Source organism: Comamonas sp. wu1-DMT (assembly GCF_040187805.1).
GTDB lineage: Bacteria > Pseudomonadota > Gammaproteobacteria > Burkholderiales > Burkholderiaceae_C > Comamonas > Comamonas thiooxydans.
The window spans coordinates 188,553-213,508 of the sequence record NZ_JBANEM010000002.1 but is presented as its reverse complement, the minus strand read 5'-3'; the positions used below and the strand labels follow the sequence as shown (position 1 = coordinate 213,508).

The window sequence follows — 24,956 nt, the reverse complement described above, 5'->3', positions numbered from 1 at the left end:
ATGTTCTATAGCAGTTGGCGCAGATAGATGCAACTGGCCAGTAGCAGAGCCAGTTCATTGAGCTGCTGGCAGGCACCCAGGCAGTCACCCGTCATGCCGCCAAGGCGCTGCAACAACCAGCGCTGCAGCAGCCAGGTGGTGAGCAGCATGGCCGCCAGCAGGCTGGGCACAAAGCTCCAGACGCCGAGCCAGCCCAGCAGGCCCAGTGCCGGCAGGCACCAGAGGCTGCCTGTAAGCAGTCCTTGCCAGCCCAGCTGCCTGCCCGCGATATGCAGGGTCTTGCTGCTCGTGGCCAGGCCGACGTGGGGCAGGCTGCGCATCAGCACCAGCGGCGCAAAGCGCGACAGCACATGAATGCAGCACACGAGGATGAGCACCGGCACCGGTCCCCAGAACGGCTGCATGACGGACAGCAGCAGGGCGATCAGCACGACCTTGGTGAGCAGGGCCATGAGCAGTGCCATCACGCCATAGGCGCCGATGCGCGAGTCCTTCATGATCTCCAGTGCGCGCTCGGGCGGGACCAGGCCGCCCAGCCCGTCGGCGACGTCGGCCAGGCCGTCCTCATGAAAACCGCCGGTCAGCCACAAGGTGCCGGCGGTGCTGATGAGAGCAGCCGCCAGCGGCGACCAGGGGCTTGCCGGCAGCAGCCAGAGCAGGGCTGCTAGCAGCAGCGCGGCCCACAGGCCCACCAGCCAGCCCACGCCCGGCAGATGCGCGGCGCTGGCACGCTGCATTTCGGGGCTCCAGCCCACCCAGGCGGCCAGACGTCCAGCCACGGGGATGCGGCTGAAGAACTGGACGGCCAGCAGATAGTGGCGCAGGGCTTGCATGATGTTGCGAACAAAAAAGGAGCTGGTCCCGCTTGGTATTCCTATGTTTCAGAGTCTTTTCTATCTGAAAGCATTGCAGGGAGGGTGGTTGCAGCTCCTTTTTTATTTTTACTTCAGGAACAACTGATAAGCAGGATTGCTGGTTTCCTCCACCCAGGGATAGCCGAGGTTCTTGAGGAAGCTGTCGAACTTCTTGTGGTCCCTGGCAGGCACCTGCATGCCGACCAGGATGCGGCCGTAGTCGGCGCCCTGGTTGCGGTAGTGGAACAGGGAGATATTCCAGGTCGGCGCCATCAGGCTCAGGAACTTGAACAGCGCGCCGGGGCGCTCGGGGAAGACAAAGCGCAGCAGGCGCTCGTCCTGTGCCAGTGGCGAGTGGCCGCCCACCATATGGCGCAGATGTTCCTTGGCCATCTCGTCAAAGGTCAGGTCCAGCGCCTCAAAGCCGTTCTTCTGGAAGTTCTTGCAGATCTTCTCGGACTCGCCCCGGGTCGGCGTGGTCAGACCCACGAACACATGGGCCTTGCTGTCGTGGCTGATGCGGTAGTTGAACTCGGTCACGTTGCGCGGGCCGCCGGGCAGCTTGCCCACCACCTCGCAAAAATGCTTGAAGCTGCCGCGCTCTTCGGGGATGGTGACGGCGAACAGGGCTTCGCGCTCCTCGCCGACCTCGGCGCGCTCGGCCACAAAGCGCAGGCGGTCGAAGTTCATATTGGCTCCGCTCAGTATGGCGGCGTAGGTCTCGCCCTTGGTCTTGTGCCTGGCCACGTACTGCTTGATGGCCGCCACGCCCAGGGCGCCCGAGGGCTCGACGATGGAGCGGGTGTCGGTGAAGATGTCCTTGATGGCGGCGCAGACGGCATCGGTGTCCACGGTCACATAGTCATCCACCAGGCCCTGGGTGACGCGGAAGGTTTCCGCTCCCACCAGCTTCACGGCGGTGCCGTCGGCGAACAGGCCCACATCGGCCAGTTCCACGCGCTCGCCCGCCTGCACGGACTGCATCATGGCGTTCGAGTCCTTGGTGTGCACGCCGATCACCTTCACCTCGGGGCGCACGGCCTTGATGTAGTTGGCAATGCCGGCAATCAGGCCGCCGCCGCCGATGGGCACGAAGATGGCGTCCAGGCGCTGGCTGCCCAGTTTTTGCAGCTGGCGCAGCAGCTCCATGGCGATGGTGCCCTGGCCGGCAATCACATCGGGGTCGTCAAAGGGGTGGACAAAGGTCAGACCCTCGGACTTTTGCAGCTTGACGGCGTGTTTGTAGGCATCGGAGTAACTTTCTCCGGCCAGCACCGCCTCGCCGCCCAGGGCGATCACGGCATCGATCTTCACCTGGGGCGTGGTGGTGGGCATCACGATCACGGCGCGGCAGCCCAGCTTCTTGGCGCTCATCGCCGTACCCTGGGCATGGTTGCCCGCGCTGGCGCAGATCACGCCCTTTTGCAGCTGCTCGGCCGTCAGATTGGCCATCTTGTTATAGGCGCCGCGCAACTTGAAGCTGAACACGGGCTGCTGGTCCTCGCGCTTCAGAAGCACTTTGTTGTGCAGGCGGCGGCTGAGGTTCTTGGCAATGTCCAGGTCCGACTCCACGGCAACGTCATAGACGCGTGCATTGAGGATGCGAGTCAGATAATCGGCAGGGGTCAGGGCTTGAGTCATGGTGCAAATCGAAAGCAGAGCACCAGAGCCAGGGCAATCAGCCTGCCGGGTGCATGGAAGCCGATCATGATAGGCCCTTGCTTGCTGCGCTGCAGTACTCGCTCAAGAGGTGCATGCTGCTGCTCTGAGAAGCAGGATGAGCAGGCACGAAAAAAAAAGCCCCTAGCTCAGGAGCTAGGGGCTGAATCCACCATTAGAGGAGGTGGAGGAGACAAAGGGTGCGATACAGATCGGTATTAACCAGCAATCTGCAGTTTGCCTGCGGGTTTGACCTCACAGGTAACGCTTGGGTTGTATTGTATGAGGCTTGTGTTTTCTGTGCATCAAAAGATTCGGGTTTTTATGTATTTGATGCAAAATTGCAACAGTTTTGAGAGGAAAAACAATGGAATGCACGGTTAGTTGGACAGGCGCGGCCACCGGAACGCGCTCGGGCATGGGCTTTGTGGCAGAGACCGGCAGCGGCCATGTGGTCAATATGGACGGCGCACCGGACGAGAAGAACCCGGCCAACGGCGGTCGCAACCAGGCACCACGCCCCATGGAGATGCTGCTGGCCGGCGCCGGCGGCTGCACGGCCTACGACGTGGTGCTCATCCTCAAGCGCGGTCGCCACGATGTGAAGGGCTGCAGCGTGCAGCTGACTTCCGAGCGCGCAGAGACCGACCCCAAGGTGTTCACCAAGATCCACATGCAGTTCACGGTCAGCGGCAAGAACCTGCCGGCCGGTGCCGTCGAACGTGCCATCGCCATGAGCCACGACAAATACTGCTCGGCCACCATCATGCTGGGAAAGACGGCAGAAATCACGACGGGTTTCGACATCGTCGAAGCCTGAACTGGACGTTCGATCGAAAAACGGGCCTCAACGGCCCGTTTTTGTTGAACAGGCGCTGATCAGATGCGATGCGCCGTAATCGTCATGACTTTGGCTGCCACACGCATCAGCCCCTGGGCAATCGGGGGCAGTTGCATCGCTCCTTCGTCGATCGCTGCTGCAGCATGACGCTCTTCGTCATCCTTCATGCGCTCGACCACGGCACGCGAAGCCTCGTCCTCCTCGGGCAGGCGGCCCAGATGGGTTGCCAGGTGGGCGGAGACCTGGTTTTCTGTTTCGACCACAAAACCCAGGCTGGCGGCATCGCTGAATTTGGCAGCAATCGTGCCAATGGCAAAAGCGCCAGCAAACCACAGCGGGTTCAGCAACGAGGGTCTGTCACCCAGGGCATGCAGGCGCTCGCGGGTCCAGGCCAGGTGGTCCATTTCCTCGCGAGCGGCATGCAGCAGATGCTCGCGCAACTCCATGTCCTTGGTCACCATGGCCTGGGCGTTGTACAGGGCCTGCGCACAGACCTCGCCCACATGATTGACGCGCATCAAGGCTGCGGAGAGCCTGCGCTGTTCATCGCTCAGGTCGGCTTCGGCGATCCCTGCGGCAGGCGAGCGCTCTGCGGCCACCGGGTCGGCAAACAAAGTGCGAAGAGCTGCATCGGCAGCGGTCAGAAACTTGTCCATGGCTAAAAAGAACTCAGTGCGGCGCCTGTCTGGCGTCAATGCACATAAGGTACACCAGAGTGGCTCATCCGCAACTTGCGCTGGGGCAATCCTAGGCCGAAACCCCTAAGGGTGTGCCCGCTAGTGCGGCTTGGTGTTTGTTGCGGTGGTGCAACGAAAACGCGCCGAATCGAGCAGTTTTGGGTGAATTCCTTTGCGCTGGGCTCGGTGGTCTGGTGCAATAGACCCAACTTCCCCACCAGGAGGTTGGCGCGGGAAACCGGTGGAGCTCGAGGCTCAAGTCTCTCTCCCATAGAACCGGCGCCCTTCTAAACCTTGGAGTAACTCGTAATGAAAAAATCTCTGATCGCCCTGGCAGTGCTGGCCGCTTCCGGCGCCGCAATGGCTCAATCTTCCGTGACTCTGTTCGGTATCGTTGACACTGGCGTTTCCTACGTGGACAACGCTGTGGGCAACGACGCCAAGTACGGCGTGCACAGCAGCGGTAACGCGACCAGCCGTCTGGGCCTGCGCGGTACCGAAGACCTGGGTGGCGGTCTGAAGGCTGGCTTCTGGCTGGAAGGCGAAATCTTCGGCGACACCGGCAACGCTAACGGCTTCGACTTCAAGCGCGAATCCACAGTGCGTCTGTCCGGCAACTTCGGTGAAGTTCGCCTGGGTCGTGAAACCACTCCCACTTTCCGTGCCGGTCTGAAGTATGACCTGTTCGGTGCTACCGGTATCGGCCAAAACATGGGCTACAGCCGTTGGTCTACTCTTGGTGGTTTCGCCGCTTCTGGCGACACAAACACCATCCGTGCCAACAACATGGTGTCCTACTCTTCGCCTAACTTCAACGGCTTCACCGGCAACATCAGCTACGCTTTCGACGAGAAGACTGTTGCAGGTACCAAGGCTGGCCGCTACGCTGGTGGTAACGTTGGCTATGACAACGGTCCCCTGAGCGTGACCGCTGCCTACGGCAACCTGAAGGGTACTGCTGGCGATCGTGACGAAATGTCCATCGGCGCTTCTTACAACTTTGGCGTGGCCAAGGTTGTGGGTAACATCCAGCAAATCAAGTACAAGCCCGATGCTGGCTCCAGCGCCAAGTTCCGTAACTACCTGCTGGGCGTGTCCGCTCCCGTGGGTGGCGTGGGCGAAGTGAAGGCTCAATACGCCTACTACGACCAAGAAGGTCCTGCCAAGGCTCACCAGCTGTCCCTGGGCTATGTGCACAACCTGTCCAAGCGCACTGCCCTGTACGGCACTGTGGCTTACCTGAAGAACCAAGACGGTTCTGCAATGGCCCTGGCTGCCAAGGGTGTGAGCGACACCGTGGGCCTGAAGGCTGACGGTTCCGGCCGCAACCAAGCTGGCGTGCAAGTGGGTATTCGCCACGCTTTCTAATCAATTGCTGGCATAAGCCAGTAATTGCTTAAAAGCTAAAAGGCCTGTCGAAAGACAGGCCTTTTTTATTTCTGGGGTTAAACCTGAAAGGGTGTTTGCTGAGAGGTTTGTCCCCAGAGGGAAAGGCCTGTGTTGTGCTTGTGCCAAAGCTCTCGTTGCCGGAGAAAGCATTTCTAGAATGAAATTTCCACCAACTGTTAGTGAATTAAGAGAGAGGCAACACAATGACATCTTCATTTGTGAAAAAAACATTGGCTTTGGCTGTGCTGGGTTCTCTGGGAACAATGGCTTATGCACAAAGCAGCGTGCAACTGTATGGCATTGTGGATGCAGCGATTCGTCACACGACTAATGAGGGGCCGAATAAAAGCGGTCTGACCAAAATGATCGGTGGCGGCATGTCGGAGAGCCGCTGGGGTATCAATATCAAGGAAGATCTGGGTGGTGGCTTGTCGGCGATTGCCAACCTGGAAAATCGTTTCTGGACGGATTCGGGCACGCCCAGCACCGCTCAGCCTTACTTTGCGCAGTCCTGGGTGGGCTTGCGCAGCACCAGCTTTGGTCAGGTAACCATGGGGCGCCAATACAACGTGCTGTTTGATCTGGTGACCTCTACCTATGCATCGTTCCCATATTCCCCTTATATGGATGCCTACAAGCCTGAAATCGGCATGTCTCTGGGCGCGCGTGCAAACAATATGCTCAAGTACGTTGCCGAGTTCGGGCCGGTTCGTGCAGGGCTGCAGTATTCTTTTGACGAAGGAAATACCTTTGCCAAGAAGGGCGGCAGTATTGATATGACGCCAGGTGGTCTGGCATTGAAAACCGCAGGCGGCTATCTGCGCTATTCTGCCGACGGAATTTCTGTGGGTGGTGCTTTCCAGCGCTCCACCTTGCCGGCCGGCACCGATGTGGATGCCTGGACACTGGGCGGCTCCTATCGCACCGGGCCTCTGTATCTGATGGCTGGTTACGGCCAGAACAAGGTCAAGGATAGTCTCGGTGCTGCGGGGGCTGGTGCCATTTTTGACGCCGGCCTGCTCAATGCATATTGGACTGGCTCTTCCAATGGTGGCTTTATCGCGGGTAATGCGCCCGGAAATTTTGCTAACAAGCGTGAGATGTTCAAGGTTGGCTTTGGCTACCAGGTCACGCCGCAGCTCAATGCAGGTCTGCATTACTACCATGCCAAGCAATCGGGATCGGCGACTGGCGCCTTCAATGGCAAGGCCGACTTTATCGTTGCCGTGGCTGACTATGCCTTCTCCAAGCGCACGGACGCCTATTTCGCGGTGGATCACACCAAGACCAAGGGCGGTGCGGGCGTGATGCTCGACTCCAATGGTGCGAAAAAGCGTACCGGTATCACCATCGGTCTGCGTCATCGTTTCTAAGGCGAATCTCTGCATAAAAAAGCCAGCCCGATATCGGCTGGCTTTTTTATGCTCGGAGCAGCTCGTGAAGCTCGGCGCAAAAGAAAAAGGCCGCAAATGCGGCCTTTTTGTTGTGGGCAAACCAGGTGGAGCAAACCACCCGGTCAGCAGCAGAGCAATTACATGCCCATGCCGCCCATGCCGCCCATGCCGCCCATGTCGGGCATGGCAGGAGCTGCGTCAGCCTTGGGGGCTTCGGCGATCATGCACTCGGTGGTCAGCAGCAGGGAAGCCACGGAAGCGGCGTTCTGCAGAGCAGTGCGAGTCACCTTGGTGGGATCCAGGATACCCATTTCCAGCATGTCGCCGTAGGTGTCGTTGGCAGCGTTGAAGCCGTAGTTGCCGGAACCGTTCAGCACGGCGTTCACAACCACCGAGGGCTCGCCACCGGCGTTGGCCACGATTTCGCGCAGAGGTGCTTCAATGGCCTTCAGAACCAGCTTGATGCCGGCGTCCTGTTCGGCATTGCCGGTAGCCAGGGCGCCAACGGCTTGCTTGGCGCGCAGCAGGGCCACGCCACCGCCGGCCACGATGCCTTCTTCCACAGCAGCGCGGGTAGCGTGCAGGGCGTCTTCCACGCGGGCCTTCTTTTCCTTCATTTCGACTTCGGTGGCAGCGCCAACCTTGATCACGGCAACACCGCCGGCCAGCTTGGCCACGCGCTCTTGCAGCTTTTCACGGTCGTAGTCGGAAGTGGCTTCTTCGATCTGGATGCGGATTTGCTTCACGCGGGCTTCGATTTCGTCAGCAGCGCCAGCACCGTCGATGATGGTGGTGTTTTCCTTGCCGATTTCGACGCGAGCAGCCTGGCCCAGATCTTCCAGAGTCACCTTGTCCAGCGACAGGCCCACTTCTTCAGCGATGACCTTGCCGCCAGTCAGGATGGCGATGTCTTCCAGCATGGCCTTGCGACGGTCGCCGAAGCCGGGAGCCTTCACAGCCACAACCTTCAGGATGCCGCGGATGGTGTTCACCACCAGAGTCGCCAGGGCTTCGCCTTCGACGTCTTCGGCAATGATCAGCAGGGGACGGCCGGCCTTGGCCACAGCTTCCAGCGTGGGCAGCAGGTCGCGGATGTTGCTGATCTTCTTGTCGAACAGCAGCACGAAGGGGTTGTCCAGAATCGCGGCTTGCTTTTCGGGGTTGTTGATGAAGTAGGGCGACAGGTAGCCGCGGTCGAATTGCATGCCTTCGACGACATCCAGTTCGTTGGCCAGGCTCTTGCCTTCTTCAACGGTGATCACGCCTTCCTTGCCGACCTTGTCCATGGCTTGAGCGATGATTTCGCCCACGTCGGAGTCGGAGTTGGCGGAGATCGTGCCCACTTGAGCGATTTCCTTGGAAGTGGTGGTGGCCTTGGATTGCTTCTTCAGCTCTTCCACCAGGGCGGCGACAGCCTTGTCGATGCCGCGCTTCAGGTCCATGGGGTTCAGGCCGGCGGCCACGTACTTGGAGCCTTCGCGCACGATGGCTTGGGCCAGCACGGTAGCGGTGGTCGTGCCGTCACCAGCGATGTCGTTGGTCTTGGAGGCCACTTCCTTCACGAGCTGGGCGCCCATGTTCTGCAGCTTGTCCTTGAGTTCGATTTCCTTGGCCACGGACACGCCGTCCTTGGTCACGGTGGGGGCGCCGAAGGAGCGCTCCAGAACCACGTTGCGACCCTTGGGGCCCAGGGTAACCTTGACTGCGTTAGCCAGGATGTTCACGCCTTCAACCATGCGTGCACGTGCTTCACCGCCGAAAACTACGTCTTTTGCTGCCATTTTTGGCTCCTAAAGAATGAGGTTCAATTGGGCTGCCAGCGCTTGTCAATCAGTCGCCGACAGCCATGAAGAGGAGAATGTGTTCGGGAAGGATTACTTCTCGACGACTGCGAACAGGTCGTCTTCCTTCATGACCAGCAGCTCGTCGCCGTGGATCTTCACGGTTTGGCCAGAGTACTTGCCGAACAGAACGCGGTCGCCGACCTTCACGTTCAGAGCGATCAGCTCGCCCTTGTCATTGCGCTTGCCGGGACCCACAGCCAGCACTTCGCCCTGGTCAGGCTTCTCGGTGGCAGCATCAGGGAGCACGATGCCCGAGGCTGTCTTGGTTTCGTTTTCGAGGCGCTTGACGATCACGCGATCGTGCAGGGGACGCAGGTTCATACCAACTCCTAAATACATCAACAAAGTTGAAACAAGACTTGCCAGCCATCCTGGCCGACATTCGGAATATCTAGGGTCAAGCTGTTAGCACTCAACCCCATCGAGTGCTAATAATAAGGCAAATTCCTGAGCTTTCAAGACCTCTCCCCCGTCGGTCGCAGGACAAATCTGCGAGAAAACAGGGTTTGTTCTTAGTCATGTGTAACGTGTTTTTACAAATAGGCCTGGCTTTTGCTCTGCCAAAACATGCCTCTAGAAACCATGACTGCCCCGGCGCAGCGCGCCCAGGATCTGTTGCAGACAGATGTCTTCATTCCCCATATGCGCCAGGTCGGGCGCTGCGAGAGTTCGCTCAGGGAGCTGAATCTGATGTGGCGGCTCATAGAGTCCTCCGCCAAGATGAACTGCCCACAGGAGGCGCAGGCCTTGCTGCCCATGATGGCCGCCACGCGCGGCGGCTTCGAGCGCCTGGAGCAGGACCTGGTGCAGTCCATGGTGATGCAGGCTGTGACGGGGGTGACGGCGGGGCTGGCCAGTCAGGCACAGCATCTGATCGATACCCTGGTGCGTAATCTCTACGAGCGCACGGCCGACGTGGGGTTTCTGGCGACCGACGCCATGCTGTGCCAGTTCATGGCCGCAGCGGATGGCGACGAGGCGGCCATCACCCAGCGTCTGCGTGCCTACCGCAGCAAGTACACGGTCTACGCGGACATTCTGCTGCTGGATGCCGAAGGCCAGGTGCGAGCGAGTGCGCGCGAGAGGAGTCAGGCCGCAGATCAGTCATGCCGGGATGCATTGATTGCCCGCGCTCTGCAAAGCCAGGGCTTTGTGCAGAGTTTCGGCGCCACCGACCTGCTGCCGGGGCACGGCAGCGCGTTGATCTATGCGCATCGCATGCTGCACGCCGGCAACCGCCAGCCTATTGGCGTGCTGTGCCTGTGTTTTGACTTTGATGGCGAGATGCAAGGCATCTGGAGCGGTCGCGACCAGGTCGACGGCAGTGGCGCACCAGAGGCGCAGACCAGCATCGCCCTGTTGCTCGATGATCGGGGACTGGTGCTGGCCAGCAGCGATCCGCACTGGATTGGCGTGGGTGCGAACGTGCGGCCTCACCGTGATGGTGCGGATTCGCTGTATGTACATGGCGGACGCACCTATCTGGTGCAATCGGCGGCCTCGGTAGGCTATCAAGGCTATATGGGCCCCCAGGGCTGGCGGGCGCAGATCATGACGCCGCTGGAGCTGGCCTTCGGTCTTCAATCGCAAGCGGGTCTGGATGGGCTGGATGCCGCGGTGGCCCAGGGCCTGCTGGCACATGCACATCGCTTCTGCCCACCCCTGCACGCCATACGCAGCGCAGCGGACACCATACGTCGTGTGGTCTGGAACGGCCGCGTCATGACGGCAGGCAAGCAGATGGACAACACGCGGCTGCAGGCCGTGCTGGAGCAGATTGGCGAGACCGGGGCAAGGACCAACGAGGTCTTCTCCCAGTCCATCGATGCGCTCTACGGCACGGTGCTCAATACCGCACTGAGAGACAACAGCCTGTTGACCAGTCTGCTGGTGGATCTGCTCGATCGCAATCTCTACGAGCGTGCCAACGACTGCCGCTGGTGGGCCTTGACGCCGCAGCTGTCCGAATTGCTCGAGGACCAGGCCCTGGGCGAGACGGCCCCGGATCAGGTGAGCGAGGCCTGTGCGCTGCTCACCGCCATTCACGACCTGTATACGGTCTACCAGCAAATCATGGTCTATGACGTTCGCGGCAGGGTCGTGGCCGTCAGCCAGCGAGGCCGCCCGGATGCCGCGGTCCGTGGGCTGCTGGGCACTTATATAGAGATGGACAGCCTGCACCAGGTTCTGGCGCTGGGCGGGACCCAGGCCTATCACGTCTCGCCATGGCGCCCCTGTGTGCAGCACGAGGATGACGGCGCGACCTATGTCTATCACGCGGCCATACGCAATGCCGATGGCGTGGTGCTGGGCGGGATTGGCCTGGTGTTCCATGCACAGCGTGAATTCAAGGCCATGCTGGAAGGCGTGACCGGCGTGCAGGCAGGAGGCGCAACCAGCAGACAGGTGGCTTACCTGAACCGCTCGGGCCTGGTCATGTCCTCCTCGGATGTGCAGCTGCAGCCGGGCATGCAGCTGGATCTGCCGCCACAGATGCTGGCCCTGGCACCTGGACAGAGCATGGCCCGTGCCATGGTGTATCAGGGCCGGTATTGTGTGGTGGCGATCACGGCGGGCAGCGGTTACCGGGAGTTCAAGCGCAGCGATGGCTATCGCGAAGAGGTACTGGCCTTGTCCGTGCAGGCGTTTGGTGCCGTGCAGGACGATGCGCTGGCGGCCGTCTCTCGCCGCAACACCAGGGTGCAAAGCCTGGCGGCGGCCAGCCAGGGCAGTGCAGCCGGCATGGAGATGGCGACCTTTTTTGTGGGGCGCAGCGTGCTCGCCGTGGATGCTGCCTGCGTGCTCGAGGCCCAGAGTGCCTCGGCCATCGCTCCTGTTTCTGCCGGTCGCTTGCCGCATTGCGTAGGCACGCTGGCGCGGCGCAGCCAGGGAGTCGTGGCCGGCTATGTATGGGTCTTCGATCTGGGAGCCCTGCTCTTTGGCAAACCTGTCATCAGGACGGCGCAAAGCCAGGTGATCGTGCTGGAGCTCCAGGGGCTCAAGCTGGGCGTGCTGGTCAGTGATCTCGAAGGCGTGGTGCGCTTCGAGAGCGGGCAGTTGCGACTGGCTCCTGCAATGGCGGGTGCGGCAGATCAGCTTGTGGACCGCTTGATCCGTGCCAATGACGGAGATCTGCTCATCCAATGCCTGAACGTGACGGCCCTGGTGCGCATGCTCAAGGCACCGCTGCCGGCGGAGCAGGCTGCTGGGGGCTGAACGGGCAGGGGCGCTTACTGAACCGGGAACGGGTTTTTTTCGTCGCGCGGCGCGCTGAAGTCCACGGTAGGCGTGGTCTTGATCTCGTACTGGCCGCGATCCTTGCCTTCGATCCACTTCGGGGGCTTGCCGCGGCCGGTCCAGGTCGCACCACTTTCGGGGTCGTAGTACCTGGCTTCGACCTTTTTCTTTTCTTCAGGCTTCCAGGGGAAAACCTGCTGAGAGGTAAAGCCGAAGGTGGCGATCAGTTGCTTGACGGTGGCCAGGGCTTCCTTGGCTTCGGTGCTGCGCGCTTCTTCGATGCGCTTGTCCAGCGCATTTTTCTGAGCGATGAGTTCTTGATAGCTTGGCATTCTGGATTCCAGAGATAGTGTGAAAGGTCAGCACTGATTGCCGCCTTTGTTATTGTTTTGCAAAACCATTCATTTTGGCGCAAGCGCGAACGCGCCGCATTGTTGATGTTGCGTACACTCAATCTGCAAAGGGGCGCACATCACTTCGAAGGGCTGCACACATCACTCTGGATGATCCGGTCTGGGGCTCAAGCCTGTTTGTCACCCGTGGCCATGGCCTGCAGGGCCGAGCCCGTCATGCGATAGCGGATCCACTCGGTCTGTGGCAGAGCGCCCAGGCTGTCATAGAACTTGATGGAGGGCGTGTTCCAGTCCAGGCAACTCCATTCAAAGCGGCCGCAGTCCTTCTCCATGGCGATCCGGGCCAGATGCTGGAGCAGGGCCTTGCCGGCGCCGTGGCCGCGGGCGTCGGGAGTGATGTACAGATCTTCCAGATACAGGCCATGCTGGCCCTGCCAGGTGGAATAGTTGAAGAAATACACGGCAAAGCCCACGGCCTTGCCCTCGATCTCGCAGATCAGTCCAAAGACAGAAGGGTTGGCGCAGAACAGCGTGCGACGCACATGGTCGGGCGTGGCCTTGACCTCATGCTCGGCCTTTTCATAGATGGCGAGTTCACGTACGAAGTGCAGGATCAGGTCGATGTCTTGCTCGGTGGCGGGGCGGATATGGAGCTGGCTCATGGAATAACGGGGAAAAGTAGCTCAAGCGCTTGATGGTCAATCGCTTTCAGCTATGGTTTTCTATCAGGCGACCTCGAGCTCGGGCTCGCTCTGAGCCAGAGTCACGGGCAGGAACTGGCACAGGATCTGGAAATGGTCCTCGAAGAACTCGGCCTCCATGCGAGGCAGATCGGCAATCGGCACCCAGCGGGCCAGGGCGGCGTCGTCCGCGCCCTGTACCGGGGGCAGGCTGGGCTGCACGCCCAGATCCAGATAGTGCACATGGGTGATGGTACGCCCGCGCAGGCTGCGGTCCGGGTGATCGAAGACCTGCACGGCCTGCAGGGCCGCCAGCAGATCGGCCTCGCTGATGGAGGAGCAAGTCTCTTCACGCAGCTCGCGCATGCAGGATTGCCAGAGGCTGTCACGTTGCTCCAGAAAGCCGCCGGGCAGCGCCCAGAGGCCCTGGCCCGGCGCATGGCCGCGCTGGATCAGCAGCACCTGGTCCTGGCCCTTGGCACGGCAGCGCAGCAGCGCATCCACGGTGACGAACACCGGTGCATAAGGCGCCTTGGCCCAGGCCCGCTTGTAGTCCTGCAGCATATGCCATTCTTTTTGCAGGCGCAGATACAGCGGTGTCTGGGCCCAGCGGCGCAGAAAGTCCAGCGTGCTCTCGGGCATCTGGGAGGAAAGCCTGGCCAGAGCAGCATCCATGGTCTCGGGCGAGGCGCCGCCTTCGCCAAAGAGGATTTCGCGCAGCGGCGTGGCGTCAAACTGGCCCAGGCGCGGCAGGCTGATCAGCTCCCAGCCCGGAAAGCGGGCCAGATAGCTGCTGCTGGAGTCCTTGAAATGCCCGACCAGGGCCACGCTCGCGCCCTCGGGTACATGGGCCTGCACGGCTTCGCGCACGGCATGCACCCACAGCGGCTCGTTGTAGTAGTCGCGCACGGGAACGCAGCGCACGCGCTCGGCATCCTCTTTCGATAGCGCATTGCGCAACATCTGCGCGCGCTCCTGCCAGCTGAACGGGTTTTTGGGATTGGGTGCCTGCCAGGCGCTGCCCAGTACCACCACGACCTGGCGAGCCCGCTCCAGTGCGGCATGCAGCAAGGCCATATGGCCGTTGTGCAGTGGCTGAAAGCGGCCGATCAGCACGGCGGTATGCAGAGGCACGGAGGTGGGCAGGATCTCGGGTGCTGCGGCGATGACACGCTTGCTGGAGGTGTTGGGACTGGCTTGAGGCATGAGAGCGAAACCCGTACAGAAATCGGCGCCCGCAAGGGCAAATATTGGTGAAAACGCGCTAAACGCTTACTGGGTAAGCGAGAGTAGCTCACATTTTTAAACGTTTAACCAGGCCCGGCACGGCCAAAGTCGGCATTCGAGACAGGCTGCCAGGCGCTCGGCGACACCCAAGGTGCTGCAAGGCTTTGCCAGCTTGTCTCAAGCAGATGCCGGGCATTGCTATTCGTAGTGTGCCGCAATCGGCATCTGCCGGCCCGTGCCAAAGGCCCGTGGGCGTACTCTGAGCATGGGCGGAGCCTGGCGGCGCTTGTATTCGCTGCGGAACACCAGCTTCTGCACGCGGGCAATGGTCTCGGGCCCGCCGGCCTGGGTGCGCAGCTTGGCCACAAAGGCTGCTGCATGCGCATATTCCTTGTTCGACAGATGCTGGCCCTCGATATGCCATTTGAGAATCTCGTCGAGCACGGCATAGGGCGGCAGGCTGTCCTCGTCCTTCTGGCCGGGAGCCAGTTCGGCCGAGGGCGGCTTGTCGATGATGGCCTGCGGGATCAGCTCGCGGCCCGCATGGCGGTTGATATGGCGTGACAGCTCGAAGACCTCGGTCTTGTACAGATCGCCGAGCAGACCCAGACCGCCGTTGGTGTCGCCATAGAGGGTGCAATAGCCCACAGAGACTTCGGACTTGTTGCCCGTGGTCAGCAGCAGATGACCGAAGGCATTGGAGAACTCCATCAGCGTGGTGCCGCGTGCGCGGGCCTGCAGATTCTCCAGCGCCAGACCCTTGAGCGGTTCGCCAAAGCTGGCCTCGAACTGGCGTGCATAGGTGGTGACCAGCTCCTTGATCGGATGCTCGTAGAGTCTGATGCCCAGATTGCGGCACAGCAGCACGGAGTCGTCGACCGAGCCCGCCGAGGAGTAGCTGGACGGCATGGTGATGCCAACCACGTTGTCCGCTCCCAGGGCGTCGACGGCCAGGGCCAGCGTCAATGCCGAATCGATGCCGCCCGAGCTGCCCACCACCACCTGCTTGAAGCCGCAGCGGCGCGCATAGTCGCGCAGGCCCAGCACGATCTGCTGGCGGTAGAACTCCATGGTGGGCAGGCCTTGCGTCGGCACGGCAGGCAAGGCAGTGCCGTCACAGGCCTGAAACCGGCCCTGCGCATTCAGCTCCAGCGTGCAGACATCTTCTTCGAAGCGCCTGGCTTCAAAAACCAGCCCCGCCTCGGGCTCGACGGCAAACGATGCGCCGTCGAACACGATCTGGTCCTGGCCGCCGATCTGGTTGATGTAGAGGATGGCCAGCTTGTGGCGCGCCGCTGCCTGGGTGAAGACCTCATGGCGCTGCTCGCGCTTGCCCAGGTGGCTGGGGCTGGCGTTGATGCTGATGACCAGGTCGGGGGCCGCATCGCCCATGCGTACAAAGGGGTTGGTGGCGTAGTCGGCGCCCTGGTCGTTCCAGCCGTCCTCGCAGACCAGAAAGCCCACCTGGCAGTTGCCCACGCGCAGCACCTTGGCCGTGTCGGCCCCGGGCTCGAAGTGGCGGCGCTCGTCAAAGATGTTGTAGGTGGGCAGCAGTTGCTTGTCGTACTGCAGGCGGATCTGTCCGTTCTTGAGCACCAGCAGGCTGTTGTGCAGCGGTTTGCCGGGGCCATTGTGGCGTGTGGGTGCGCCCACGACCCAGTGCAGATCGGGAAACTGGCGTGTGGCCTGCAGCAGCTCCTGCAGACCTGCATCGAGTCTTTGCAGAAAGCTGGGCTCGTCCAGCAGGTCGCCGGGGTAGTAGCCGCACAGCGACAGCTCGGAAAACACCACCAGATCGGCCTGTTCGGCCGCCGCCCTGGTCGCGGCTTCTCTCATGCGGCGGATGTTGCCGCTGATGTCGCCCACCATGTAGTTGAGCTGGGCGATGGTGACTTTCAGCATGATTGCCTCCGAAGATTCAGGCTGCCTTGGCAGGCTCAGGGATGTTGAAGACCTGGCGCAGGTAGGCCAGATAGGTCTCGTCGTTGCACAGCGTCTTGCCGGGCGAGTCCGAAATCTTGGCCACGGGCTGGCCGTTGGCATGGGTGAGCTTCATCACGATATTGATCGTGGTCAGCCCCATGTCATTGGTCAATCGCGTGCCTATGCCGAAGCCGCACTGGATGCGATCGGCAAAGCGGTGGTAGAGCGCCAGTGCCGTGTCCAGATCGAGTCCGTCCGAGAACACCAGGCGCTTGCTCTGCGGCGCAATGCGCAGCTTTTCATAGTGGGCAATGGCCTTCTCGCCCCACTCGAAGGGATCGCCGGAGTCATGGCGCAGGCCGTCGAAGAGCTTGGCAAAGTACATGTCGAAGTCGGCCAGAAAGGCGTCCATGCCCACGGTATCGGTCAGGGCGATACCGAGGTCGCCGCGGTATTCCTGCACCCAGTCCTCGAGGGCGGCCACCTGGAAGTCGCGCAGGCGCACGCCCAGGGCCTGATAGGTCTGCAGATACTCATGGGCCATGGTGCCAATGGGCACCAGGTTCAGATCACGAGCCAGCAGCACGTTGGACGTGCCCTTGAACCACTGCGCGGTCTCCTGGGCAAAAGCCTGCACCACCTCGCGTTGCCAGGCTCCCGAGAAGCGGCGGCGCACGCCGAAGTCGAACAGCTCGAAGGGGTTGCGCAGCCTGGCCTCGACAGCCAGATGCTTGAGCTGGGCCAGCTTGACCTGCAGGCGCTTGCGGCCTTCGACAAGGGCGGCATCGGCATCGAAGCGGCGGAAGTACAGCTCGTTGACGATGGCCAGCACATAGATCTCGAAGCCCATCACATGGACTTGCGGGCCCTTGGCCACGATATGGAGCCGGTCGCCTTCGGCCCAGGCGCGGATGAAGGCGCGCTGGAACTGGAAGATGCGCAGAAAGTCGATGAAGTCGCTCTTCATGAAACGCAGGCCGGCCAGATAGTCCAGCTCGCCCTGGTCAAAGCGCAGGCTGCACAGGGCGTCCAGCTCGCGTTCCACCTCGGGCAGCAGCTCGGCCAGCGGGAAGGCCGTGGGCGTGCGGCAGACAAATTCGTACTCGGCCTCGGTCTGGGGGTGGCGGTGCAGCATGGCCTGCCACATCGTGAATTTGTAGAGGTCGGTGTCCAGCAGGCTGGTGATGATGGGCTTCATGCCGTTCTTCTTTTCAAAAATATGAGCTGCTAGTGCTTTATCCATGAGAGCTAGAGGCCGATTTGTCTCATAAGCCAAAGCTGGCACTGGTTTCGCAGCGTACACCGGTTGCGCGCATGCGCTGCAGGAAGTCCTGGTGCGCTGCCTCGAATCCGGCGACCGGGCTCATGCAGTCCGTCAGCAGCACGATGCGCGAGTAGTCGTTGCTGCCCCAGTGCTCCACGATGTGCTCGGTGGTGGCGCGCACGCAGTGGCTGCTGGCCTCGCCAGCGATCACCAGGGTGCTGCTCTGGCGCAACTGGGTCAGAAAGGCGGTGTTCAAGCCGGTCTCATCATCCTGCGGGTCGGGAACCTCGGCACGAATGGCGCTGTAGTGCTCGGTCCAGGGGTTCATGCCCTTGAAGACATTGCGGGTGGCACGGTGCTGCAGCTCCTGCCACTGGCGGCAGGCCGCGAGCACGCTGGGATGCACGCCATGGCCCCAGCTGCCGATCTCGCAGTGCAGCGGCCAGACCATCAGGGTGTAGCTGCCTTGGGCCTCCAGCTGATCCAGGTATTGCAGCGTGCGTTCCCGTTCGGCAGCGTTGCGCGGTGCATAGTCGCCGGCACGGACCTGCGCTGCCGTGATCGGGGTGAATGGCAGGACGGCACGGCCATCGCGCTGCTGCCAGAAGGCGGGATGGGCAATGTCATAAGCCTGGTGCGAGTCCAGAGTGATGGTGATCTGGCCCAGCTTGTCTCCCTGGGCTGCCATCCAGCTGCTCAGGCGCTGCATATCGGCATGAGCGCCCGCCACCGCAAGGCTGGGTGCTATCAGCTGATGAGTGTCTGGTGAGTGGGGGCACCAGTCGGCAGGCAGGTCGCAGAAGTCGTTTTGCGGGTCAATGATGAGCAGCTGGGCTTGTGGATGACTCATGGTGTTCAGCTTTCATGCTAGATGCAATGTCTGCAGTCTAAAACACTTAAAATATTTTTGCAACTAAGTATTTTTAGATTGCTGTGAAATAATCAGGCAAGAAAAACTAAGTTGGTAAAAAAATGAATCAAAGCGATGAGCGCAGGGAAGCGGTGCAGGTCAGTGTGGATGTGGTGCTGCTGACCCTGGTGGAGCAGCAGCTGCATGCCGTGCTGCTGCGTCGTCAGGCTGCGCCTTTTGCCGGGGTGTGGGCCTTGCCCGGCGGCTTTATTCATACCGATGAGGATGCGGATGCCAAAGCCAGTGCGGCGCGCGTACTCAGAACCAAGGTGGGCATAGAGGGTGCTTATCTTGAGCAGCTGGCTACTTTCAGTGGCCCGGCGCGCGATCCGCGCGGCTGGTCGGTGGCAATCGCCTATTGCGCGCTGCTGCCTGTGCAGAACCTGCCGCCCGATCGCGCCGACCTCAGCGTGGTGCCGCTCTCGGCTCTGCCGCAGCTGCCGTTCGATCACCGTGCCATCCTGGACGCTGCCTTGGAGCGCGTTCGCAGCAAAAGCCTGTATTCCTCCTTGCCCGTTCACCTGTGCGGCGAAACCTTCACGCTGCCACAGCTGCAGCAGGTCTATGAAAACATTCTGGGTGAGCCGCTGAACAAGGTCAGCTTCAGGCGCAAGATGGATGAGATGGACTGGCTGGAGGCAGTGCCTGGGGCTATGCAAGGTGGCGGGGCGCACCGGCCCGCCCAGCTTTACCGCGCCAAGCCCGGCTTCAGCCAGACGCTGGCGCTGACTGCCCGGGGGCTTTGAGGCCAGCCTGCATGAAAAATGCCTGCACAAGGCAGGCATTTGGGCGAGTGTGCAGCGGAGGGCTGCTAGCTGACAGCCCCTATGCCCAGCAGCGCCAGAACCACAAAGATCACGGCAACGGCAATGAAAATAAAGAACAGGATCTTGGCTATGCCGGCTGCGCCTGCGGCTACGCCGGTGAAGCCGAAAACACCGGCCACCAGGGAGATGATGGCAAAAATAATGGCCCACTTGAGCATCGGAACTCCTTTGTCTGAAGCGATGCCTTGAGACTAAGTCGCCAGGCGCGGACCCATGGTGCTCATTTGGGGAAAATCCTTGTCGGCTTGATCCGACAACAAAAAAGCCACCGCGATGGTTCGCGATGGCTTATTGACGAGGCTTGAGGGCTCATGCCCTCATATCCTCAGGCCCGTTTTTGCGGGTGTCCGAATCACTTCAGACCGGCAGCGGCGCGCAGCAAAGCCGCCTTGTCGGTGCGTTCCCAGGTGAACTCGGGCTCTTCGCGGCCGAAGTGACCGTAAGCTGCAGTCTTGCTGTAGATGGGGCGCAGCAGATCCAGCATCTGGATGATGCCCTTGGGACGCAGGTCGAAATGCGCCGCCACCAGCTTGGCGATTTCCGCATCGGGAATCACGCCCGTGCCTTCGGTGTACACGGTGATGTTCATGGGGCGGGCCACGCCGATGGCGTAAGCGACCTGCACCTGGCACTGGCGCGCCAGACCGGCGGCCACCACGTTCTTGGCCACATAGCGGGCGGCGTAGGCGGCCGAGCGGTCCACCTTGGTTGGATCCTTGCCGGAGAAGGCGCCGCCGCCATGAGGGCAGGCACCGCCGTAGGTGTCCACGATGATCTTGCGGCCGGTCAGGCCGCAGTCACCCTGAGGGCCGCCCACGACGAAGCGACCGGTGGGGTTGATCAGGTACTTGGTCTCTTGCAGCCACTCGGAGGGCAGCACGGGCTTGATGATCTCTTCGATGATGGCTTCGGTGAACGAAGCCTTCATCTTGGTTGCCGTTTCCGACTGATCGGGGCTGTGCTGGGTGGACAGCACCACGGTGTCGATGCTGTGGGGCTTGCCGTCCACATAGCGCAGGGTCACCTGGCTCTTGGCGTCGGGGCGCAGGAAAGGCAGACGTCCATCCTTGCGCAACTGGGCCTGGCGTTCCATCAGGCGGTGTGCGTAATAGATGGGCGCGGGCATCAGCTCGGGCGTTTCGTCGCAGGCATAGCCGAACATCAGGCCCTGGTCGCCAGCGCCGGTGTTCAGCTCGTCATCGCTGGCCTTGTCCACGCCCTGGGCGATGTCCTGGCTTTGCTTGTCGTAGGCGACGAGTACCGAGCAACCCTTGTAGTCGATGCCGTATTCGGTGTTGTCGTAGCCGATGCGCTTGATGGTGTCGCGTGCAACCTGGATGTAGTCCACATTCGCACCAGTGGTGATTTCACCGGCCAATACCACCAGACCGGTGTTGGTCAGTGTCTCGGCAGCCACGCGGCTGTGCGGGTCTTGGGTGAAAATAGCGTCCAGAATCGCGTCAGAGATCTGGTCGGCGACCTTGTCGGGGTGGCCTTCAGAAACCGATTCCGAGGTAAACAGAAAATCGCTGTTCGCCATTGATATAACTCCTTGTAGCTTGGGCAATTGCGTTGCCCGAGCTTCGAAGTCTGGCGAACGCTTTAGCAGTTTTGTTTTTACGTCGCCCTGCAAGTTGCTCTTTAACTCAGCGACCCCGCTATTCTAATGCCTTCCCTGTTTCGACTGTTTGCTGCACTGCCTTTATGGCTATTGCATGGCCTTGGTGCGGCCATGGGGTGGGTGACCTGGGCGCTATCTCCCACCTATCGGCGCCGATTTGCAGCCAATGCGGCGCAGGCTGGCTATGCATTTGCGCAGGTCAGGGCTGCGGTGGGACATGCGGGTCGCATGGTGTTCGAGATGCCGCGCATCTGGCTGGGCCAGTTGCCGGATTGCGATATCGTCAATGGAGCCGTGGCCGAGCAGGCCTATGCGCGTGGCAAGGGCATTGTGTTTCTCACGCCACATCTGGGCTGCTTCGAGATGTCCGTGCAGGCCGCGGCGCGGCGCTGGTCGGATCGGCATGGCGCAATCACCGTGCTCTACCGCCCCGCACGCCAGGGCTGGCTGGCCGAAATTCTGGAAACCGCGCGTAATCGTCCTGGCGTTCAGGCCGTTCCCACCACTCTCGCGGGTGTGCGTCAGATGATCAAGGCGCTGCGCCAGGGTGCGGCCGTGGGGCTGCTGCCCGATCAGGTGCCGCCCAATGGTCTGGGCATCTGGTCGCCTTTTTTCGGCCGTGATGCGTATACGATGACATTGGCGGCACGCCTGGTGCTGCAAACCGGGGCCACGGTCATCGTGGCGCGGTGCGAGCGCAAGTCCTGGGGGCGGGGCTACACGCTGTATCTAGAGGAATTGCCTGTGCCCGAATCTCAATCGCTGGAAGCCACCGTGGCGCTGATCAATCACGCCATGGAAACCACCATCCGCCAGTCTCCGCAGCAATACCTGTGGGGCTATGGCCGCTACAAGCAGCCGCGTGAAGACAAGCAACTCTCGGGGGAGAAGGCATGAGCGCCAGCAAGATCGCTATCGGCTGCATGCATGTGCTGGCCAAGCTGCCGCTGCCCGTGCTGCGTGGCCTGGGCAAGTTTGTGGGGCGTGTGCTGTTTGTGGTGGCGGGCCAGCGCCGGCGCATCGCGCTGCGCAATTTCGAGCTGTGCTTTCCCGAGGTGCCTGAGGCGCAGCGCAAAGCCTGGGCGAAAGAGTCTTTTGAGGTCTTTTGCCAGACTTTTCTCGACAGAAGCTGGCTGTGGTTCGGATCGGAGGAACTGGTGCGCAGCCGTGTCAAGCTGGTCGGAGCCACGCATGAGCTGGAAGGCGATACACCTACCATCGTCTTCGCGCCGCATTTCTACAGCATGGATGCCGGTGGCCTGGCCCTGCCGCTCAATACCGAGCGCGAGTTCACCTCCATCTTTGCCACGAATCCCGATCCGGACCTGGATGCCTGGTTCATGAATGGCCGTCAGCGCTTCGGCAATGTGAAGATGCTCAATCGTGCCGATGGCGTCAAGCCCATCATCCAGTGCCTGCGCAAGGGCGGGCTGCTGTATCTGCTGCCCGATATGGACTATGGCAAGAACGATTCGGTGTTCGTGCCCTTTTTTGCGGTGGAAAACACGGCCACGATTCCCTCGCTTTCGCGCTTTGCGCGTCTGGGCAAGGCCAAGGTGGTGGCGCTCTACAACCGCATGACGCCTGAAGGCTATGTGGCCGAGCTGACGCCGGCCTGGGAGAACTTCCCGACCGACGACCATGTGGCCGACACCGCCCGCATGAACCGCGAGCTGCAGGCCGCCATCATGACCATGGTTCCGCAGTATTACTGGGTGCACAAGCGCTTCAAGACGCGCCCCGATGGCGAGCCATCGCTGTACTCCGGGAAATAGGCGCCAAATCGTTTCCATGCCTGATGGCATGGGCGCCAGAGGCTTCCTTTTCAGGAGCGAGCTGGCGCTGAAAGAAACTCCGCCAGAGCGCGCTGCACGGCCTCCGGCCTCTCGTGGACCACCCAGTGACTGCAGCCTTGCAGATGCTCTATCGCAAGCTGCGGCACCCATTGCTCCAGCCCATGCAACAAGGCGGGCTGCAGTGCCAGGTCGCTATTGCCCCAGAGAATGCGCACCGGCACAGGGATGTGCAGCATTTCATCGGGTAGGCTGAGCTCGCGAATGTCCTGCAGCTCATCGGCGCTGCCGCCGGGTCGGGGCGGTACCAGCGGGCTGGCCGCGTAGAACATGCAGGCGCCGTGCACGCCCAGATCCCAATGCTCGCGGTATTGCTGCTGACGCTCGGGCGTCAGCCATGCGGGCATGCTGCCGTCGGGGTTCTGAAAGAATCCGAGCATGCGCTGCCAGCCGTTTTCGGCCAGCAGCTCGGGGGCATCAGGCCGGCGCAGAAAATGCATGTACTGGCTGGCGGACTGCTGCACGGGATTGGACTGCAGCTCCCGCAAGAAGCTGCCGGGATGCGGGGAGTTGAGTATGAGCAGCCGCTCAAGCTGCTGGGGATAGCGGTTGGCCAGGCCCCAGGCCACGGCACCGCCCCAATCATGGGCAATCACGCAGGCAGCGCGCTTGGCAGGGCTTTCCAGCGCAATCAAGGCGGCAAGATCCTCCACCAGGTATTTGGCACGGTAGTCGCTGATGGACGTGGGCTGGCTGGAGCGGCCATAGCCGCGCAGATTGGGCGCCACGCAGCGGTAGCGGCTGCCGAATTGCTCAAGCAGCCCATCCCAGATGAAAGCGCCTTCGGGGAAACCGTGCAGAAACAGCAACAGGGGCTGACCCGGCTCGCCGCTGGTGCGGCATTCCAATTCAACCCCTGTGGACAGGGTATGCGTGCAAGTCATGACCATGAAGCTCTCCTTTTTGTAGCTTCTGGCGCTTGCAAGATAAGCGCCTATGGCTGATTTTGCGCAGGTGTCTCGTCTGCGGGCGTCGCTTGGGTGACGGGAGCCACCTGGGGCAACCCCTCGGGGTGGCACCAGTGCCACAGCAGCTGGGCCACATCGTCCACGCCCTGCTTTTTGAGGGCGGAGAACAGGCGCACCTCGCCACCGCCCGCATTGAGCTTGGTGATGGACAGGATCTTGGCCTGCTCGGCGCGGGTCAGCTTGTCGGCCTTGGTCAGCACGATGAGGAACTTCAGACCTTGCTCCACGCGCGGACGGATGGCATCCAGCAGGGCTTCGTCGAGTTCGGTCAGGCCCAGGCGCGGGTCGCACAGCAGCACCACTGCAGAGAGGCTTTCGCGGCTCATCAGATAGTTGAGCATGACGCGCTGCCAGCGCTCCTTGTCGGTGCGCGAGACGGCAGCGTAGCCGTAGCCGGGCAGGTCGGCTAGCACGGCATCGGTCACGCCCTGCTTGCCCAGCGCAAACAGGTTGATGTGCTGGGTGCGGCCAGGCTTCTTGGAAGCGAAAGCCAGCTGCTTTTGCTGGGTCAGCGTATTGATGGCGGTGGACTTGCCGGCGTTGGAGCGACCGACGAAGGCAATCTCGGGAACGTCGACTTTGGGCAGCTGGTTGAGCTGGGCCGCAGTCGTGAAAAAGCGCGCGGTGTGCATCCAGCCCATCGCAAGCTTGCTGTCGATCAAAGAAAGTGTTTTTCCGGCAGTGGTATCCGGGGAAGCATGGGTCATGACGGTAACTATTTCAGGGAGGCCCATTGTAGAATTTGACGGATTCGCGCTCTCAACAATAGACCCAGCCCCTTGATATGAAGTTGCTTGCCTCTTTGCTGACTGCTGCCATTTTCGCAGCACCTGCCTTCCCCGCATTTTCGGCGGGAGAAACACCTGTGAAGGCGGATGCTGCCAAAGGGCAAGCCAGTTATGGGGCGGTTTGCGCCGCCTGTCACGCCGCAGACGGCAATTCCACCATTCCCCTGCAGCCCAAGCTGGCAGGCCAGCACCCCGAGTATCTGGTCAAGCAGCTGCGCGAGTTCAAGGATGGCAAGCGCAATGACCCGGTGATGAAGGGCTTCGCCGCCACGCTCAGCGATGGCGACATGCAGAACATTGCGGCCTGGCTGCATACCCAGGCACCCAAGAACGGCTTCTCCAAGGACAAGGACTCCATCGCCCTGGGTGAACGCATTTATCGCGGCGGCATTCAGGATCGCCAGATTGCCGCCTGCGCGAGCTGCCACAGCCCCAACGGCTCCGGCATTCCGGCCCAGTACCCGCGTCTGTCGGGTCAGCATGCGGAATACACCGTGAAGTCGTTGACGGACTTCCGCGACGGCAAGCGCAGCAATAGCATTCCCATGGCCCAGGTTGCTGCCAAGCTTAATGATCGCGAAATCAAGGCCGTGGCAGACTATATAGCTGGCTTGCGTTAAAAATCCTTTTCACCAGATGCGCGGGTG

Annotated in this window: 24 protein-coding genes; 8 read left to right on the top strand and 16 right to left on the bottom strand. The window is 61.3% G+C overall.

The window, feature by feature from the left end; all coding sequences use genetic code 11:
* Positions 1-5 precede the first annotated feature (5 nt).
* Together V8Z78_RS05095 and ilvA are read right to left on the bottom strand one after the other, a co-directional pair.
* The gene (locus V8Z78_RS05095; protein WP_179625521.1) at positions 6-833 is read right to left on the bottom strand and encodes an adenosylcobinamide-GDP ribazoletransferase; all 828 of its coding nucleotides are present in this window, start codon (positions 831-833) and stop codon (positions 6-8) included.
* A gap of 108 nt (positions 834-941) precedes the next feature.
* Positions 942-2,495, bottom strand: a complete 1,554-nt coding sequence (gene ilvA, locus V8Z78_RS05090; RefSeq protein WP_046461042.1) for a threonine ammonia-lyase, biosynthetic — start codon at positions 2,493-2,495, stop codon at positions 942-944.
* 385 nt (positions 2,496-2,880) lie between these two features.
* Between ilvA and V8Z78_RS05085 the strand changes: the two genes are divergently transcribed.
* Entirely contained in the window at positions 2,881-3,333 is a 453-nt protein-coding gene (locus V8Z78_RS05085) for an OsmC family protein (protein WP_012837016.1), read from the top strand.
* A 59-nt stretch (positions 3,334-3,392) separates the two neighbouring features.
* Here V8Z78_RS05085 and coq7 read toward each other — a convergent pair whose 3' ends face one another.
* Positions 3,393-4,010, bottom strand: a complete 618-nt coding sequence (gene coq7, locus V8Z78_RS05080; protein WP_349731016.1) for a 2-polyprenyl-3-methyl-6-methoxy-1,4-benzoquinone monooxygenase — start codon at positions 4,008-4,010, stop codon at positions 3,393-3,395.
* 330 nt (positions 4,011-4,340) lie between these two features.
* On the opposite strand from coq7, the gene V8Z78_RS05075 reads away from it, so the two are divergent.
* On the top strand, positions 4,341-5,399 hold the full coding sequence (locus tag V8Z78_RS05075; RefSeq protein WP_046461044.1) for a porin: 1,059 nt from the start codon (positions 4,341-4,343) through the stop codon (positions 5,397-5,399).
* On the opposite strand, the gene V8Z78_RS05070 is transcribed toward V8Z78_RS05075, so the two are convergent.
* The gene (locus tag V8Z78_RS05070; RefSeq protein ID WP_171832473.1) at positions 5,400-5,651 is read right to left on the bottom strand and encodes a hypothetical protein; all 252 of its coding nucleotides are present in this window, start codon (positions 5,649-5,651) and stop codon (positions 5,400-5,402) included.
* Here V8Z78_RS05070 and V8Z78_RS05065 point away from each other — a divergent pair.
* Positions 5,624-6,793 (top strand): porin, encoded by a 1,170-nt coding sequence (locus V8Z78_RS05065; protein ID WP_046461045.1) that lies wholly within the window; start codon positions 5,624-5,626, stop codon positions 6,791-6,793. The two genes, V8Z78_RS05070 and V8Z78_RS05065, sit on opposite strands and share 28 nt — an antisense overlap.
* A gap of 158 nt (positions 6,794-6,951) precedes the next feature.
* Here V8Z78_RS05065 and groL read toward each other — a convergent pair whose 3' ends face one another.
* The gene (gene groL, locus V8Z78_RS05060) at positions 6,952-8,595 is read right to left on the bottom strand and encodes a chaperonin GroEL (RefSeq protein ID WP_003061955.1); all 1,644 of its coding nucleotides are present in this window, start codon (positions 8,593-8,595) and stop codon (positions 6,952-6,954) included.
* Positions 8,596-8,688: 93 nt separating this feature from the next.
* On the bottom strand, positions 8,689-8,979 hold the full coding sequence (gene groES / locus V8Z78_RS05055) for a co-chaperone GroES (protein WP_003058782.1): 291 nt from the start codon (positions 8,977-8,979) through the stop codon (positions 8,689-8,691).
* A gap of 246 nt (positions 8,980-9,225) precedes the next feature.
* Between groES and V8Z78_RS05050 the strand changes: the two genes are divergently transcribed.
* Positions 9,226-11,874, top strand: coding sequence for a chemotaxis protein CheW (locus V8Z78_RS05050; RefSeq protein WP_349731015.1), 2,649 nt, complete (start codon positions 9,226-9,228; stop codon positions 11,872-11,874).
* Between the two features lie 14 nt (positions 11,875-11,888).
* On the opposite strand, the gene V8Z78_RS05045 is transcribed toward V8Z78_RS05050, so the two are convergent.
* From V8Z78_RS05045 to V8Z78_RS05020, 6 genes are all read right to left on the bottom strand, one after another.
* On the bottom strand, positions 11,889-12,227 hold the full coding sequence (locus V8Z78_RS05045; protein ID WP_012837020.1) for an H-NS histone family protein: 339 nt from the start codon (positions 12,225-12,227) through the stop codon (positions 11,889-11,891).
* Between the two features lie 188 nt (positions 12,228-12,415).
* A complete protein-coding gene (locus V8Z78_RS05040; RefSeq protein WP_012837021.1) occupies positions 12,416-12,910 on the bottom strand; it encodes a GNAT family N-acetyltransferase in 495 nt (164 codons plus the stop codon).
* Between the two features lie 63 nt (positions 12,911-12,973).
* Complete coding sequence (locus tag V8Z78_RS05035) at positions 12,974-14,134, bottom strand: bifunctional nicotinamide-nucleotide adenylyltransferase/Nudix hydroxylase (protein WP_349731014.1); 1,161 nt, start codon at positions 14,132-14,134, stop codon at positions 12,974-12,976.
* A 219-nt stretch (positions 14,135-14,353) separates the two neighbouring features.
* The gene (locus V8Z78_RS05030) at positions 14,354-16,057 is read right to left on the bottom strand and encodes an NAD+ synthase (RefSeq protein ID WP_179625525.1); all 1,704 of its coding nucleotides are present in this window, start codon (positions 16,055-16,057) and stop codon (positions 14,354-14,356) included.
* Between the two features lie 16 nt (positions 16,058-16,073).
* The gene (gene pncB / locus V8Z78_RS05025; RefSeq protein WP_179625526.1) at positions 16,074-17,276 is read right to left on the bottom strand and encodes a nicotinate phosphoribosyltransferase; all 1,203 of its coding nucleotides are present in this window, start codon (positions 17,274-17,276) and stop codon (positions 16,074-16,076) included.
* Between the two features lie 67 nt (positions 17,277-17,343).
* Complete coding sequence (locus tag V8Z78_RS05020; RefSeq protein ID WP_349731013.1) at positions 17,344-18,192, bottom strand: cysteine hydrolase family protein; 849 nt, start codon at positions 18,190-18,192, stop codon at positions 17,344-17,346.
* Between the two features lie 122 nt (positions 18,193-18,314).
* Here V8Z78_RS05020 and V8Z78_RS05015 point away from each other — a divergent pair, with 122 nt between their 5' ends.
* Positions 18,315-18,998 (top strand): NUDIX hydrolase, encoded by a 684-nt coding sequence (locus V8Z78_RS05015; protein ID WP_179625528.1) that lies wholly within the window; start codon positions 18,315-18,317, stop codon positions 18,996-18,998.
* Between the two features lie 65 nt (positions 18,999-19,063).
* Here V8Z78_RS05015 and V8Z78_RS05010 read toward each other — a convergent pair whose 3' ends face one another.
* Both V8Z78_RS05010 and metK read right to left on the bottom strand, forming a co-directional pair.
* On the bottom strand, positions 19,064-19,237 hold the full coding sequence (locus V8Z78_RS05010; RefSeq protein ID WP_003058756.1) for a DUF1328 domain-containing protein: 174 nt from the start codon (positions 19,235-19,237) through the stop codon (positions 19,064-19,066).
* A 194-nt stretch (positions 19,238-19,431) separates the two neighbouring features.
* Positions 19,432-20,619: a methionine adenosyltransferase gene (metK, locus tag V8Z78_RS05005; RefSeq protein ID WP_039049572.1), complete on the bottom strand. Its 1,188-nt coding sequence runs from the start codon at positions 20,617-20,619 to the stop codon at positions 19,432-19,434.
* 126 nt (positions 20,620-20,745) lie between these two features.
* On the opposite strand from metK, the gene V8Z78_RS05000 reads away from it, so the two are divergent.
* Both V8Z78_RS05000 and V8Z78_RS04995 read left to right on the top strand, forming a co-directional pair.
* Positions 20,746-21,597, top strand: coding sequence for a lysophospholipid acyltransferase family protein (locus V8Z78_RS05000; RefSeq protein WP_034357391.1), 852 nt, complete (start codon positions 20,746-20,748; stop codon positions 21,595-21,597).
* Entirely contained in the window at positions 21,594-22,475 is an 882-nt protein-coding gene (locus tag V8Z78_RS04995; RefSeq protein WP_349731012.1) for a lysophospholipid acyltransferase family protein, read from the top strand. Before V8Z78_RS05000 ends, V8Z78_RS04995 begins: the two co-directional genes overlap by 4 nt.
* A gap of 50 nt (positions 22,476-22,525) precedes the next feature.
* Here V8Z78_RS04995 and V8Z78_RS04990 read toward each other — a convergent pair whose 3' ends face one another.
* Entirely contained in the window at positions 22,526-23,443 is a 918-nt protein-coding gene (locus V8Z78_RS04990; protein ID WP_349731011.1) for an alpha/beta fold hydrolase, read from the bottom strand.
* A gap of 44 nt (positions 23,444-23,487) precedes the next feature.
* On the bottom strand, positions 23,488-24,228 hold the full coding sequence (gene yihA, locus V8Z78_RS04985; RefSeq protein WP_349731010.1) for a ribosome biogenesis GTP-binding protein YihA/YsxC: 741 nt from the start codon (positions 24,226-24,228) through the stop codon (positions 23,488-23,490).
* Between the two features lie 77 nt (positions 24,229-24,305).
* Between yihA and V8Z78_RS04980 the strand changes: the two genes are divergently transcribed.
* Positions 24,306-24,929 (top strand): c-type cytochrome, encoded by a 624-nt coding sequence (locus tag V8Z78_RS04980; RefSeq protein WP_003061979.1) that lies wholly within the window; start codon positions 24,306-24,308, stop codon positions 24,927-24,929.
* The last annotated feature ends 27 nt before the right edge of the window (positions 24,930-24,956 follow it).